The sequence below is a fragment of the Streptomyces luteolus genome, from assembly GCF_029968015.1.
Taxonomy (GTDB): Bacteria; Actinomycetota; Actinomycetes; order Streptomycetales; family Streptomycetaceae; genus Streptomyces; species Streptomyces luteolus.
Genome location: NZ_JASCIS010000064.1, coordinates 23,491 through 36,979, shown reverse-complemented (window position 1 = coordinate 36,979; position 13,489 = coordinate 23,491). Strand labels below are relative to the sequence as shown.

The window sequence follows — 13,489 nt, the reverse complement described above, 5'->3', positions numbered from 1 at the left end:
TTCCATCGGCGAACTCACCGCCGCCCACGCCGCCGGAATACTCACCCTCGACGACGCCACCACCCTCGTCGCCGCCCGCGGCCGGCTCATGCAAGCCGCCCGCGCGGGCGGCGCCATGGCCGCCCTCCAAGCGACCGAGGACCAAGTACGTGCCGCAGGCCTGCCCCACGGCGTCGACATCGCGGCAGTCAACTCACCCGACTCCACCGTCATCTCCGGCGACGCCGCAGCTGTGAACGACCTCGTCGCCACCTGGAAGGCACGCGGCCGCAAGACCACCCTTCTCCGCGTCAGCCACGCCTTCCACTCCCCGCACATGGATTCCCTGCTCGACGAGTTCCAGCGCAGCGCCTCCCAACTGACCTACGCCCCACCCCGCATCCCGGTGGTGTCCAACGTGACCGGCCTGCTCGCCACCGACGACCAACTCACCTCCCCCGCTTACTGGACCCGCCACATCCGCGAAGCCGTCCGCTTCGCCGACGGCATCCGCACCCTCAATGCCCACGGCGTCACCGGCTACCTCGAACTGTCCGCCAAGCCGGTACTCGCCCATGCCATCGAGCGGACGCTCGAAGAGCTCGAACAGGGCGGGAACGGGAGGGGAGTTGACGGCAAGGGCGGTAAGGACCGTCCGGTCGTCGTCGCCGCGCACCCCGACCCGACGGGCTTCGTCACGGCCGTCGCGCGGGCCCAGGCGTCCGGCGCGGCGCTCGATCCGAGCGCCCCGTTCCCTGCCGGTACGGTGCCGGTCGAGCTGCCGACGTACGCCTTCCAACGCCAGCGCTACTGGCTCGCGGAGTCGCCGCGTCCACCTCGCGCCCATGGCCTCGGGGCGGGTGGCGCCGCCGCGTCCTCGGCCTTCGCGGAGCACCCCTTCCTCGGCGCCGCCCTGGAGCTGGCCGACGGCAGCACTGTGCACACGGGTCGGCTCTCCGGCAGCACCCATCCCGAGCTGGTGGGCCGCGCGTTCAGCGGCGACGTACTGCCGCCCGGTGAGCGGCCGTTGGTCTTCGCCGAGCAGGCCCCTCTCGTCCTGCCGGACGAAGGCGAACTCGATGTCCAGCTGGCCCTCGCGGCTCCGGACGACGACGGGCACCGGGCGGTGACCGTGCACTCCCGCGCCGTGGTACGGGACGGTGCCCGTGGCGGCGCGTGGATCCGGCATGCGGAGGGCGTACTCGCCGCGGAGCCGCACCGCGCTCAGGGCCCGGCCCTGCACGGCCTCGACTGGGTACGCCTGCCCGCCCGGCCCACGGCCTCCGATGCGGCCCGGGCCGCGGATGTCCACTGCTTCCGCGTGCCGTGCGGGGGCACGGTGCGCCAGGTCACGGGCGGCGTCCTGGCTGCCATCCAGGAACACCTCGCGGGCCTGGCGGCCCCCTCCGCAGCCGCCCCCGGCACCGGCCCCGGCCCCGCCCCCCTGCTGATCCTCACCCACGGCGCCATCTCCACCGCCACCAACGACAAGATCACCGACACTGCCGCGGCCGCCGCCTGGGGCCTGGTCCGCACCGCACAGACCGAACACCCCGGACACTTCCTGCTCGCCGACACCGACACCGTTGCCAACGACCCGGCAACCCAACAAGCATTGTCTGGACGGCTGTTGGCGGCGGGCGAGACCCAGGCCGCCGTACGAGGCAGCACCGTCCTCGTACCGCGCCTGGAACGCCGGCACACCCACCCCACCCCCGCTCAGGACTCCCCCCGCGACAACGACACCTTCCTCCGCGACGGCACCGTCCTGATCACGGGAGGCACCGGAGCCCTCGGCGCCGCCTTGGCCCGGCACCTCGTCAGGCGGCACGGCGTACGCCATCTCGTCCTCACGTCACGGCGCGGCCCGGAGGCTCCGGGAGCTCGCGAACTTGCGGTACATCTCGGCAAGTTGGGTACGCACGTGACCATCACGGCCTGCAACGCGGCCGACCTCGACGCCCTGAATTCGGTCATCGCCGGCATCTCCGCCGAGCACCCTCTCACCGGCGTCATCCACACGGCTGGCATCCTGGAGGACACCACCGTCGAGGCCCTCACACCCGAGCGCCTGGACACCGTCCTGCGCGCCAAGGCCGACTCCGCCCACCACCTGCACGAACTCACCCAAAACCTCGACTCGGTGACGGCCTTCGTCCTGTTCTCCTCCGTGGCCGGCACACTAGGAAACGCCGGACAGGCCAACTACGCAGCCGCCAACGCCTACCTCGACGCCCTCGCCCAACACCGCCACACCCACCACCTCCCCGCAACCTCCATAGCCTGGGGCCCGTGGGGCGACACCGGGGAGACGGCCGGTGACGCGGGCAGCGGTATGGCCGGGCGGCTCAGCGAGGCCGACCGCGAGCGGATGACCAGGGCGGGGGTGCTGCCCCTGGGGCACGGAGACGCGCTCGCCCTGTTCGACGCCGCGCTGACCCAGGACCGGTCCTACCTGGTGGCCGCCGACCTAGTCGACCGGCGAGTCGGCACCACCGTAACCGGCGCCGCCACAGCCTCGGCCACGGATGGCGAAGAACCCGTGGCGCCGGACCCGGACGCGCTGTACGCACTGGTCCTGGGCCACATCGCCGACATCCTCGGCTACGACGACCCCGAGGAGGTAGAGGCGGAGGAAGAACTCCAGGACCTCGGCTTCGACTCGCTGATGGCAGTCGAACTCCGCAACCGCCTCAACAAGGAGACGGGCCTGCGCCTGCCCGCGTCGCTGGTGTTCGACTTCCCGACGGTCGCGGATCTCGCCGAGCACATCGCGGAAGAGCTGACCGTCGGCACGGCCACCGGCGGAGAGGACGGCTGAGGACGACCTGCTGAACCCCTGAAAGGCGAGACCGCCGCTGGTAAGAAGTACCAGCGGCGGTCTCGACACACCTTGACGCGTCAGCCCCGGCGACGTCAGAGCTTTGGAGCGTCACCGCACCGGAACTGGCCGGCTCAGGAGAGCAGCCGGGAGGTGATGGCCGAGGCCACTTGAGGACGCTGAGTGTCTACGAAGAAGTGGCCACCCGGGAAGGTCCGCATGTCGCACTCCGCCGTGGTGTGGGCGGCCCAGCGTGCCGCACCTCCCGGTGTGACATGGGCATCCTGTTCGCCGGTGAACACCGTGATCGGGCAGGACAGCACCGCGGGCCCTGTGGGTCGGTAGGTCTCGACAGCCTTGTAGTCGCCGCGCAGGGCAGGCAGGAACAGCCGTACTTGCTCCTCGTCGGCGAGGATCTCCTCCGCGGTGCCGTTGAGCCGACGCAGTTCCGCGAGCAGCGCCGCGTCACCCTTGTCGTGCAGGGACGGCTGAGTGCTGGGCAGCGAGGGGGCGCGGCGGCCCGACACGAAGACCCGGACCGGCCGCCGTGGCCCGGCGGCTTCCAGGCGCCGGGCCACCTCGAAGGCGACGAGTGCGCCCATGCTGTGTCCGAACAGGGCGAGCGGCCGGTCGTCATCCGTGTCGGGCAGCTGCGCGAGCGACGTGACGACCCGGTCGGAGATGGCCGTGATGCTGTCGAGGACCGGCTCCGTACGGCGGTCCTGTCGACCCGGGTACTGCACCGCCCATACCGCGATGCGGGGAGCCAGCAGCTGGGCGAGCGGGCGGTAGGTGCTCGCCGCGCCCCCGGCGTGCGGGAAGCAGAGGACCCGAGCCTCGCTCTCGACGTCGGAGAAGAAGCCGCGCACCCAGTCGCTGCGCGGACCGCGCAGCACACTGCGGCCCGCACCTCTCCGGTCGCTCGGCGCGCTCGTATGTGAACTCAATGAACTCGTCGTACTCACAGCGTGATGTCGCCTGCACCCCGCGATCAGGTGCGTGCCAGGGAGCGGGGGGTGATGATCTGGTCGATCAGGCCGTATTCCAGGGCCTGTTCGGCGGTGAGGATGTGGTCCCGCTCAAGGTCCTCGCGGACCTTCGCTATGTCGCGGTCGCAGTGCTTGGCGAGCACGCCTTCGAGCTGCGCCCGGAGCCGCTCCATCTCCTGGGCCTGGATTTCCAGGTCCGAGACCTGCCCCTGATGCCCCTGGCTGTACGGCTGGTGCAGCAGGATGCGCGCGTTGGGCAGGGCGACCCGCTTGCCCGCCGTTCCTGCGGCGAGGATGACGGATGCGGCTGAGCTCGCCTGGCCGATGCACACCGTCTGGATGTCCGGCTTCACGAACTGCATCGTGTCGTAGATCGCCATCAGGGCCGTCAGCGAGCCGCCAGGCGAATTGATGTAGATGGAGATTTCACGGTCGGGGTCGGCGGACTCCAGGCAGAGCAGCTGGGCCATGACGTCACTGGCGGAGGTGTCGTCGACCTGGGACCCGAGGAAGATGATGCGCTCCTCGAACAGCTTCGTGTAGGGGTCATACTCCCGCTCCCCCTGCGCGGTGCGCTCGACGAATCGCGGAACAACGTAGCGGGCTTGCGGAGCCTGCTGTCCGAACGCCGCAGTCAAACGGTTCTCCATGAGAATACAACCTCTGTTCTTCCGGGTGCGGAATTCATTCGGAATCAGGCAGAGTGGCGATACTGAGTGGAAACTCCCACGATGTGGAGCATGCGCGCGAGCCTGAAAGAGTAAACGGCATGAAGGAGTTGGGGGAGGGGGCACGCATAAGCCCCCTCCCCCAACTAAAGCCGACTTACTACGATTACGATCGGGTCAGCTGTGGTCGGTTCCGCCGCCGCCCGGAATTGCCGCGGTGGTCTGGATGACGTCGTCGATGAGGCCGTACTCCTTGGCCTGCTGCGCCGTGTACCAGCGGTCCCGGTCGGAGTCGCGGGTAATGGTCTCCAGATCATTTCCGGAATGCTGAGCGATCAGCTCCGCCATTTCCCGCTTCGTGCGCAGCAGCTGCTCCGCGTAGATCTTGATGTCACTGGCGGAACCGGCGAGACCGGCCGACGGCTGGTGCATCAGAACCTTGGTGTGCGGCAGCGCGAAACGCTTCCCCTGAGTTCCTGCGGTGAGCAAGAACTGCCCCATGGAGGCACAGAATCCCATCGCGATAGTGACGACGTCGTTCTTGATCAATTGCATGGTGTCATACACAGCCATACCGGCCGTCACAGAGCCGCCGGGGGAATTGATGTAGAGGTAGATGTCCTCGTCCGATTCGGCGGCGAGCATGAGGAGTTGGGCCGTGATGCGGTTGGCGATCTCGTCGTCCACTGCCTGCCCGAGGAAGACGATCCGGTCCTTCAGGAGCCGACTGAAAACCTGGTCACCCATGCCCCAGGCCGGGACGGCGCCACCCTCTGCCCGGGGTGCCGTCTGCGCGTGCTCCGCCGCCATTGCCTGTCGGTTCGTCTGCTGAGCCACTGAGCCCCCAACTATGTGTGCGACAGCAAACGCCGTCGCGCAGTCATTTCCTCCGAGGACCGACGCTCCATCTGCCCCGACGGGCTCCAGATGGATCTGTATCGATCTTCGTACATCGGACCGTAGCACGGTCACCCAACCCCCCGGACCCGTTCGCTCCTGGCGGAAGCGCATGCAAATTTCCTGGCAGTAACTACCCTACGGGGGCTGCGAATCCGTTTGGTCACTGTGGTTAAATGCAGACCAAGGGGATAACGGGATCACGGGGGTGACGATGTCCATAGACGAATATCGCCGACGGGAAAGAGCACACTTCCTGAGAAGGCGGCGTGAAAACGTCGCGCCGACCGATGTCGGATTGCCAGAAGGTGTGCGAAGGCGAACGCCGGGGTTGCGGCGGGAGGAAGTCGCGGTACTCGCGGGGGTCAGTCCCACTTGGTACACATATCTGGAACAAGCGCGCGATGTATCGCCGTCTCCGGAGGTACTTGACGGCCTGGCCGAAGTCCTGGGCCTCACACCGTACGAACGGAGTTATCTGCACTCACTCTCCCGGCAGGGTTCGTGCCACGAGCCGAGGATCGGCTGCCTCGCGGAGAGTTGGAAGCCACTTGAGGATGTGGTCAATCACCTCCACTCGTCACCGGCCTACATCTGCTCGGAGTACGGCGATCTGCTGAGCTGGAATGAAGCGGCCGCGGAGTGGCTCATGGATTTCGGAGGCGTGCCGGAGAGCCGCCGCAACATCCTCCTGTGGCTTCTGACCTCCGAGAGCGCGCCCGACCGGCTCGTCGAGTGGGAGGACCGGGCACGCCATTGGGTGGCTCGGTTCCGCGCCGAGGTGCCGGACTGGCGGGCCTCGACGCGGACCTCTTTCCTGGTCCGCGAGTTGTCCAAAGCAAGCCCGCACTTTCACTTCTGGTGGGAGGAACACCAGGTGGCAGGCCCTGAAGCCAGCGTCTTCCATCTACGTCATCCGCATCGCGGAATCATGGCGGTACGCACTGTGGAACTCCTGCACACGGACCCCACAGGGACGGCCAGGCTGATCGTGCACACCCCACTGGGCGAGATCCGTGAGGAACCTGCCCTCAGTGCCAGGCCGTGTCCGTAAAGTCCCGTCGTCCGCCCGGAGGGCGGGCCCGGCGGCGTCATAGGGGTCCCCCTGCTCGAGCGGAGTCGAGAGCTTGGGGGAGCATGCTCTCGGCGCGCCGGGCGCAGGTCTCGATTGGGGCCTCCCCTGCTCTGGGGGCACCTCCCGGCCGAAGGCTGGGGGAGGGACTTTACGTACACGGCCAGGAGTTGGTCCAACTGCGGGTGCTGAGTACCAACCGGTAGCCGTCCGGGTCTTTGATGGTGGCACCCCATGTGTCCCAGTACGGGTTACGCGACTGCACGCGCTTGCCGCCGTGGGCTTCCAGGCGGGCGAGCAGCGTGTGCGGTACGTCCTCGCCGAGGTAGACGACGGGGAGGTCTTCCTCGGTGGACTGTGGTTCAACGGCGGCGTCGTGGACGAGTTCAAGGTGCCAGGAGGCGTCCGGCCAGCCGACCATCAACAGATCGTGCTTGTCCGGTCGGCCTGCGCTCTCGGCTCGGAACAATACGCTCAGCCCGAGCCCGCCGACCCAGAAGTGTTCCGCAGCAGCGAGGTCACGCGACGGCCGGGCGATGCGGATGTGGCTCTGGCCGGTGGCGGGCATGGGGTGCTCCTCGCAATCGATCAGGTTCTGGCTGCGGCAGCGTATGCGGGTATGGTCCCCGCGGCATCGGCCCGAAGGTCAAGGGTCGATCGATCGCGAGCCCTACGACCGAGTCGGGCCGGTCTCGAACAGTGCTCGTACGGGCTCTTGGCGGGCAACGGTCGGCCGACCACCACAACCAGGCGGGTGTCGGCGTCGATGACGACCTGGTGGGCAGTGGAGTGCCGACAGTTCTTCGATTCGATCGGCCGACCTGGAGATACCGAAGAGCGAGGCGATTTGGCGCATCGTCAAGTTCGTGCGCCAGTACGCCGCGACCAGCAGTACCCGTTCCTCCAGCGGTATGCGCCACGGCGGCCCGCGCCGCGTCTCGTCCGAGGTCTCGCGGCGCACCACGGTCACCAACTCGCCGACACAGCACGGGTCCAGCCCACTGAACGGAGCTGTCCGGGAGGGCACCGACGGCGTGATCACACCGGCCGACGCTGTGATCATTTCACGCCCTCGGACCCTCCAGTCGTGCCCGTGCCCGTCTCCTTGGCCCATCGTCGGCTCCAGGCGTCCAGCGGGCTCAGCGCCTCGACGAGATCCTGACCAAGCCGGGTGAGGTGGTAGCCATCTGCCTGCGGGGTGAGCAGGCAGGCGCCGGTCAGTTCGTCGAGCCTCGTGGTGAGCACGCTGGAGGACATGCGCTCACATCGCCGCTGCAATTCCCGGAAGCCGGCCGGGGCTTGGCTCAGTTCCCACAGAATGCGCATCGTCCAGCGTCGTCCGAGCAGGTCGAGTGCCGCCATGACGGGGCGCCCCGACTCGGACCCTCGTACCGGCACACCCGGCCGTGGCGCTCTGGCTTCCATGCTCACTCCTTGCGCTTCGGTTCTCGAAGCATCATAGTGGTTCGAAAATCGAAGCAGGAGGTGCCGCATGCCGCGCATCGAACCGCTCACCCCGCCGTACCCTGCCTCCGTCGACCAGGCACTCCGCAGGTGGATGCCGCCCGGCGTGCCGCACGAGCCACTCGCCCTGTTCCGAGTACTCCAGCGCAACCCGGAACTGGCCTCACGAATGTTCTCCCTGGGCGCCGGGCTGCTGGGCCATGGGCTCCTGCCCGCCATCGACCGTGAGATCGTCATCGCCCGCGTGACCGCGCGCACCGACTGTGCCTACGAATGGGGCGTGCACGCCGCGACCCTCGCCCAGCAGGCCGGACTGAGCCCGGAACAGCTCCGCGCAACCACCGAAACCGGTACGGCAGCCAGTGCCACATGGCCGCAGCGCCATGCCGCACTGATCGACGCAGTCGACGAACTGCACGACACGGCCCGGCTCTCGCAGTCCGCCTGGGATGCCCTGCGCGTCCACTACGAGGATGCTCAGCTACTCGAACTCCTGGTACTGACCGGCTGGTACCGAACCATCAGCTGTCTGGCCAACGGGCTCCTCCTGGAGGAGGAAACCTGGGCCGCACGATTCCCGAAGGAGTAACCCCATCCCGCGTGCGCCCGATCGTTGCCCAACATGGCGGGACAGCCCTTGGTCCGTCCGGGACTTCGTCCTGTGGCATCCCGCGCGTGTGTCCGCCCCCTGTCGGTTTGGATTTCGCCGGAGGCCGCTGCTCAGGCACTCATAAGGTGGTGGCGATGAGCGATGTCATACGAGCCTGGTCCCGCATCGAGAACTGGCTTCACCAGCACCGGTGCACCAGTAACCTGAAGGCCCTGCATCCCCCGGCCTCCGAAGAGGCGATCCGGTCCCTCCAGGACACCCTCCCGTACCCGCTTCATCCGCATCTCGTGCAATGGCTTCAACTGCACGACGGCGCCATGCATGCCTGCGGCATCTGGCCGTTCAGGTACTCCCCCATCAACGCCGAGGGGATGAAGGGCGGGCCGCAGCTTTTCGCGGAGACGTTCGAGGACTTCCGCAGCGAATTCACGGATGACGGTCTGGAACCCGAAGGGCCCGAAGGGCCGTGGGACCCGCCGAACGCGTACGAGTTCTGGGTACCCATCGCGGTGACCAACACCGGCGAGTACCTCGCGGTGGATCACCGCTCCGGAAACACCTACGGCACCGTCCGAGAGATCGACTACGAAGGCACTGACGTCTGGGGCGTCATCCGGTGGCAGAACTTGGGGGAGATGTTCGACGAGATCGCGGATGGCCTTGAATCCGGCGCGGGCGTCCGGGGCGGCGGACGAACGTACCGGCATATTCCCCGAGTGATCGAGGTTCCACCCCTGAGCACCGTTCCTCACCTGTACGCGACGCCCGTAGTGATCGACGGAGATCCGGTGCATCGCCTTGAGTGGCGTATCGAGCAATGAGTGCGACGCACCGGAACCCCACCTGGGTTGCGGGCACATGCGGCCGCGTTCGCAGCATCGGCGCTTCCGGCTCCAGGGCGTGTGCGGCGGTGGCTCAGGCCGCGGTCCGGGTGATCGTTGACGCGGGAAGGGGCAGAGTCAGCGGGCGTCCGGTCTATGCCACGTCTGCTCATGCCACGTCTGCTCATGCCGCGTCTGCTCATGCCACGGAAGGACTCGTACGCGAAGACTTGGCGCGCGCCCGCGGCCGCGCGGACCTGACGTACTCGGTAGGCCCTCGTTGACCGGCGCCACCGGTGGTCGGCAGATTCGTCGGCATGCCGACCGTCCTCGAGAAGTCGCCTCTGTTCGAACGTTGCGCGAAGTTCGGGATCTCCGGTAGGCCCTGCACACCGTGGAGAACCGATGCCTGACTCAACGACCGCTCCGGCAACCGCCCCCGCCGGTCAGGGGCGGTCACCGGCTGTCCGTCCCGTACCCGCCCTGCTGCTCGCGCTGATCGCGGGCCCGCTGTCCTTCGGTATCGCCGGGCCGTCCCTGGTGCTCGACACGATCGCCGGGGACCTCGGCACCACGGCCGACGCAGTCACCTGGACCGTCACCGCGTTCGGCTGGGGCATAGCCGTCGGCACCCCGCTGATGGCCGGGCTGCTTCGACACAAGGGCGCACGGACCGCGCTGAGCGTGTGCGCGCTCCTTGTCATCGCCGGCGCGGCGCTGGTGTTCGCCGTGCCCGCGCTGCCCGCCCTGATCGCCGGCTGCGCACTGCAGGCCCTGGGCACCGCGGGCCTGACCGCCGCCGCGATGCACCTGGCCGACACCTCACCGCTGCGCATGGGCCTGGTCACCGCGTCCCTCGCGGTGGTCGGCTCGACCGCGCCACTGGCCGGTTCGCTGGCCAACGACGTACTGTCGTGGAAACTGACGCTCGCCCTGCCGGTGCTCAGCGTCCTCGCCGTCCCCGCCGTGCTGCGCCGCGCGCACAGCGAGCCCTCCCGCGAGCGGTTCGACGCCCTCGGCGCGCTACTGCTCACGGCGCTCGTGACGGCCCTTGTCTTCGTCCCGCACTACCCGTTGCCGGCCACCCTGACCTCCGCCGCTGCCCTGCTGCTGCTCATCCGGCACCTGCGGTCCAGGCCGCGCGGTTTCGTGCCCGCGGTCGTTGTGGGCAAGCCCGCGTTCCTGATCGCCTCCGTCCTCGCCTTCGTCCTCGCCGTGGTCAACTTCGGCCTGATGTTCGCCATTCCGGACCGCCTGGGCGAGCACACCACCTGGTCCGCCAGCGAGATCGGCATCGCGATGGTCTGGCCGCTGGTACTCGGCGGCACCCTGTCCTGGTTCGTGGTCGCCGCCTCCGCCCGCATGGGCCGCCGCCCGATCATCGTCGTACTGCTGCTGCTCGGCATCGCGGCACCGGTGGTCACCGAGTTCGGCACCTCGTCCCTGGTGCTGCTCGCCGCCCAGGCCCTCGCCTCCATCGCGGCCGCCTCCGGCCAGGGCGTCTTCGCCGTGCAGGCCACCTCCACCCTGCCCGACGAGGAACGCCCCTCGGCCATCGGCCTGTTCAACCTCTGCTACCTGCTCGGCGCCGCCTTCGGCCCGGCCATCGTGGCACTGCTCGCGACCACCTGACCGACCCACTCCACACGTCCGGCATGGATGGTGTCCGCCCTTGTACGCTGCCGCCGGTCGCGGGGGCCACCACGGCGGTGAGGCACTCGGCTGAGCGGCTCTTCCCGAAGGTCCGAAGGCCCGAGGTCCGAGGTCCGAGGTCCGAGGTCCGAGGTCCGAAAGAGTGCGGGCATTGCCTGCTCGGCGGAGGCTCGACGTCGGATGCTCGACGGGCGGTGTCGGCAGCCGGTCCTTAGCATCCGGGCAGGCGATGCCTACGGATGAAGGCTCGGAGGGTGTCATGCACAGATCGTCGGCTGCACCTCTGCGGAGGGACCGTTCGCGGCTTGGTCACCAGGTGCGGTACGCGCTGCGTCATCCCCGGCGTGTGCTCCCCCACCTGCGTCGGCTTGCGCGGAACGGCTGGCTGCGGCTGCGACATCGCGGCGGGGGCCACATCGCGTACTACCGGGCGGTGATGGCGTCGGACACGGCGAGGAGTGCCGAGGCGGCGGTGGGTGGCAGGACGTCGCACGCGCGCTGGCTGGCCCTCGGGCAGATGCAGTACGACTATCTGGTGCGGCACGGGCTGAAACCGCAGGACCGGATGCTGGAGATCGGGTGCGGGAACCTGCGGGCCGGGTGGCGGTTCATCGAGTATCTGGAGCCCGGCCATTACTTCGGGATCGACATCTCGCCGGACATCCTCATCGAGGGGAAGAAGACCCTCGTCCGGTACGGACTGCAGCAGAAGGTGCCGCATCTGACGCCCGTCGCCGATCTGACGCTCGACTTCCTTCCCGACGCGTATTTCTCGGTGGTGCACGCCCACAGCGTGTTCTCGCACTCGCCGCTGGAGGTCATCGATCAGTGCCTTGCCCACGTAGGGCGGGTGTTGGCTTCTGACGGCTTCTTCGACTTCACCTTCGACCGCACCGAGGGCGCCGAACACCAGGTGCTCGGCGAGGACTTCTACTACCGCACCGGGACGTTGATCCGCCTCGCCGAGAAGCACGGTCTGGCCGCGCGGTTCATGGAGGACTGGGAGGCGCTGCCGCACGGCCAGTCCAAGCTACGGGTCACGCATCCTCGGGGCGGGCAGTCCGACACTCCACGGTGAGAGCGCCGTCAGACCTGCCGGAGACCCGCCCCGCCCTCGTTGCGAGGCCGTCACGGAATTGAGCTCATGGCGGTTCGAGTCGCCTCGGCCAAGCGGGCATGGAAGGAGGCTGGGGTGGCCGACAGAGTCGACCTGCGCCTCGGCTCGGTGCATTCCGCCCTCCGCGAGCCAGGGGGGTACAGAGGGGGCGTCAGTCCTTCTTCTGCTGCTTGAGCTTGGGCTGCTGGAGTTCGTTCGGCTCCAGCACGAAGCAGGGAACGCAGGCACGGCACGTACGCCCATCTGCTTACGGGCGTACGCCAGCACGCCAGCACGCCAGCACGCCAGCACGCCAGCACGCCAGCACGCCAGCGGTCAGGGTTCTCCCGGGTAGCTCCCTTGCCGGGCCGAGCCCATTCAGAAGCGTGGCCCAGCCTCCACAGCCAAGCGAGTCCGATGGGACGGAACCTTGAGCAGCTCCGTGGGGCCAGGGCTCCATGAGGCCGGGCCGGGCTGACCGGGTCAGAGGGTGAAGGCCATGTCGATGAGGAGGCCTGCCACGATGGCGGCTCCCGAGGCGGCGGCCAGCGTGAGGAGGGCGTAGCCACGCTCACGGAGCGAGCGGGCGAGGGCGAGTGGCAGCAGCACGCCTACGAGGAGGTAGCACCACCCTGCTGCCTTGCCGGGGCCGCTGTTGGAGTTCGCGTCCGTCGCGAGCGACAGGAAACGGATCCCCTCCATCACCCAGACCGAGCCCGTCACACCAGCCGCAATCGATCGGATGTGGCGTCGTTCATCGGTCAGCAGTGCTCCGGCGGCACCGTAGACCGGCCCCGCCACGACACCGGCGACGACCCAGATCACCACGGCTGACATGCCGGCCGCGAAGCCACGAAGTTCTGAAGTCGCGTAGTACCCCACGACCAGGCCGAGCTGCGACAGGACGCCGACTCCAGCGGCCGTGCGCCAGCGCCCCGGGATGCCCATACCGATGAGCAGGGCGACCGTGACCCACGGAGAGGCCGAGTTGACCAAGGCGTGCCAGCCGCCCGTGAGGGCACTCTGCCCGAAAGAGGTGAGGGCCCCTCCCGCGAGGCCCACCCCGAGGGCGAGGGCGCACTGAGGCCATGGCCTGGGCGATATGGAGCGGCGGACAGTCGTGCGGCGCGCACGCTCGGTCGTGACCAAGGGTAGTTCTCCTGCTCGGCGATCTTGACGCAGCTCGGCGCTGCCGCGTCTGCGGCACTTCACGATATCCGTCGCACATCACGCCGCCGATAACGGCTGAACAGGGGCGATCCGGGAACAAGGCACTGGTGACGGCGCCGGCCGGGGAGACGGCGGAAGCTCGTAGCTCTGACCCGACCTCTCCATGAATCCTCGTGAATCCTCGTGAATCCTCGTGAATCCTCGTGAATCCTCACTCAGCGTGGCAGCGTTCCAGAGTCATGCTGGTTG

The 13,489-nt window shown here is 68.3% G+C and carries 12 protein-coding genes and 1 pseudogene; 6 read left to right on the top strand and 7 right to left on the bottom strand.

Annotation, left to right across the window (positions count from 1 at the left end):
• The coding region (locus QIT00_RS35850) for a type I polyketide synthase (protein WP_282539686.1) at positions 1-2,800 on the top strand (2,800 nt) is incomplete at its 5' end.
• 134 nt (positions 2,801-2,934) lie between these two features.
• Here QIT00_RS35850 and QIT00_RS35845 read toward each other — a convergent pair.
• The 3 genes from QIT00_RS35845 to QIT00_RS35835 all read right to left on the bottom strand — a co-directional run bounded on the left by QIT00_RS35845 (position 2,935) and on the right by QIT00_RS35835 (position 5,267).
• Positions 2,935-3,747: a thioesterase II family protein gene (locus QIT00_RS35845; RefSeq protein ID WP_282539685.1), complete on the bottom strand. Its 813-nt coding sequence runs from the start codon at positions 3,745-3,747 to the stop codon at positions 2,935-2,937.
• A 44-nt stretch (positions 3,748-3,791) separates the two neighbouring features.
• Complete coding sequence (locus QIT00_RS35840) at positions 3,792-4,439, bottom strand: ATP-dependent Clp protease proteolytic subunit (protein WP_282539684.1); 648 nt, start codon at positions 4,437-4,439, stop codon at positions 3,792-3,794.
• 195 nt (positions 4,440-4,634) lie between these two features.
• Positions 4,635-5,267, bottom strand: a complete 633-nt coding sequence (locus tag QIT00_RS35835; RefSeq protein ID WP_282539687.1) for an ATP-dependent Clp protease proteolytic subunit — start codon at positions 5,265-5,267, stop codon at positions 4,635-4,637.
• A gap of 301 nt (positions 5,268-5,568) precedes the next feature.
• Between QIT00_RS35835 and QIT00_RS35830 the strand changes: the two genes are divergently transcribed.
• The gene (locus QIT00_RS35830; RefSeq protein WP_282539683.1) at positions 5,569-6,408 is read left to right on the top strand and encodes a helix-turn-helix transcriptional regulator; all 840 of its coding nucleotides are present in this window, start codon (positions 5,569-5,571) and stop codon (positions 6,406-6,408) included.
• A gap of 169 nt (positions 6,409-6,577) precedes the next feature.
• On the opposite strand, the gene QIT00_RS35825 is transcribed toward QIT00_RS35830, so the two are convergent.
• From QIT00_RS35825 to QIT00_RS35815, 3 genes and pseudogenes are all read right to left on the bottom strand, one after another.
• Complete coding sequence (locus QIT00_RS35825; RefSeq protein WP_282539682.1) at positions 6,578-6,994, bottom strand: VOC family protein; 417 nt, start codon at positions 6,992-6,994, stop codon at positions 6,578-6,580.
• A 155-nt stretch (positions 6,995-7,149) separates the two neighbouring features.
• A pseudogene (locus QIT00_RS35820) lies at positions 7,150-7,489 on the bottom strand (helix-turn-helix domain-containing protein); the annotation flags it as partial.
• Entirely contained in the window at positions 7,486-7,851 is a 366-nt protein-coding gene (locus tag QIT00_RS35815; RefSeq protein ID WP_282539681.1) for a winged helix-turn-helix transcriptional regulator, read from the bottom strand. The pseudogene QIT00_RS35820 and the gene QIT00_RS35815, both read right to left, overlap by 4 nt.
• Before the next feature lie 67 nt (positions 7,852-7,918).
• Between QIT00_RS35815 and QIT00_RS35810 the strand changes: the two genes are divergently transcribed.
• The 4 genes from QIT00_RS35810 (at position 7,919) to QIT00_RS35795 (ending at position 12,052) form a co-directional block, all read left to right on the top strand.
• Entirely contained in the window at positions 7,919-8,479 is a 561-nt protein-coding gene (locus QIT00_RS35810; protein ID WP_282539680.1) for a carboxymuconolactone decarboxylase family protein, read from the top strand.
• Positions 8,480-8,634: 155 nt separating this feature from the next.
• On the top strand, positions 8,635-9,321 hold the full coding sequence (locus QIT00_RS35805) for an SMI1/KNR4 family protein (protein ID WP_282539679.1): 687 nt from the start codon (positions 8,635-8,637) through the stop codon (positions 9,319-9,321).
• 405 nt (positions 9,322-9,726) lie between these two features.
• A complete protein-coding gene (locus tag QIT00_RS35800; protein WP_282539678.1) occupies positions 9,727-10,953 on the top strand; it encodes an MFS transporter in 1,227 nt (408 codons plus the stop codon).
• 280 nt (positions 10,954-11,233) lie between these two features.
• On the top strand, positions 11,234-12,052 hold the full coding sequence (locus QIT00_RS35795) for a class I SAM-dependent methyltransferase (protein WP_282539677.1): 819 nt from the start codon (positions 11,234-11,236) through the stop codon (positions 12,050-12,052).
• Between the two features lie 501 nt (positions 12,053-12,553).
• Here QIT00_RS35795 and QIT00_RS35790 read toward each other — a convergent pair.
• Complete coding sequence (locus QIT00_RS35790; RefSeq protein WP_282539676.1) at positions 12,554-13,219, bottom strand: DUF6518 family protein; 666 nt, start codon at positions 13,217-13,219, stop codon at positions 12,554-12,556.
• Positions 13,220-13,489: the final 270 nt, after the last annotated feature.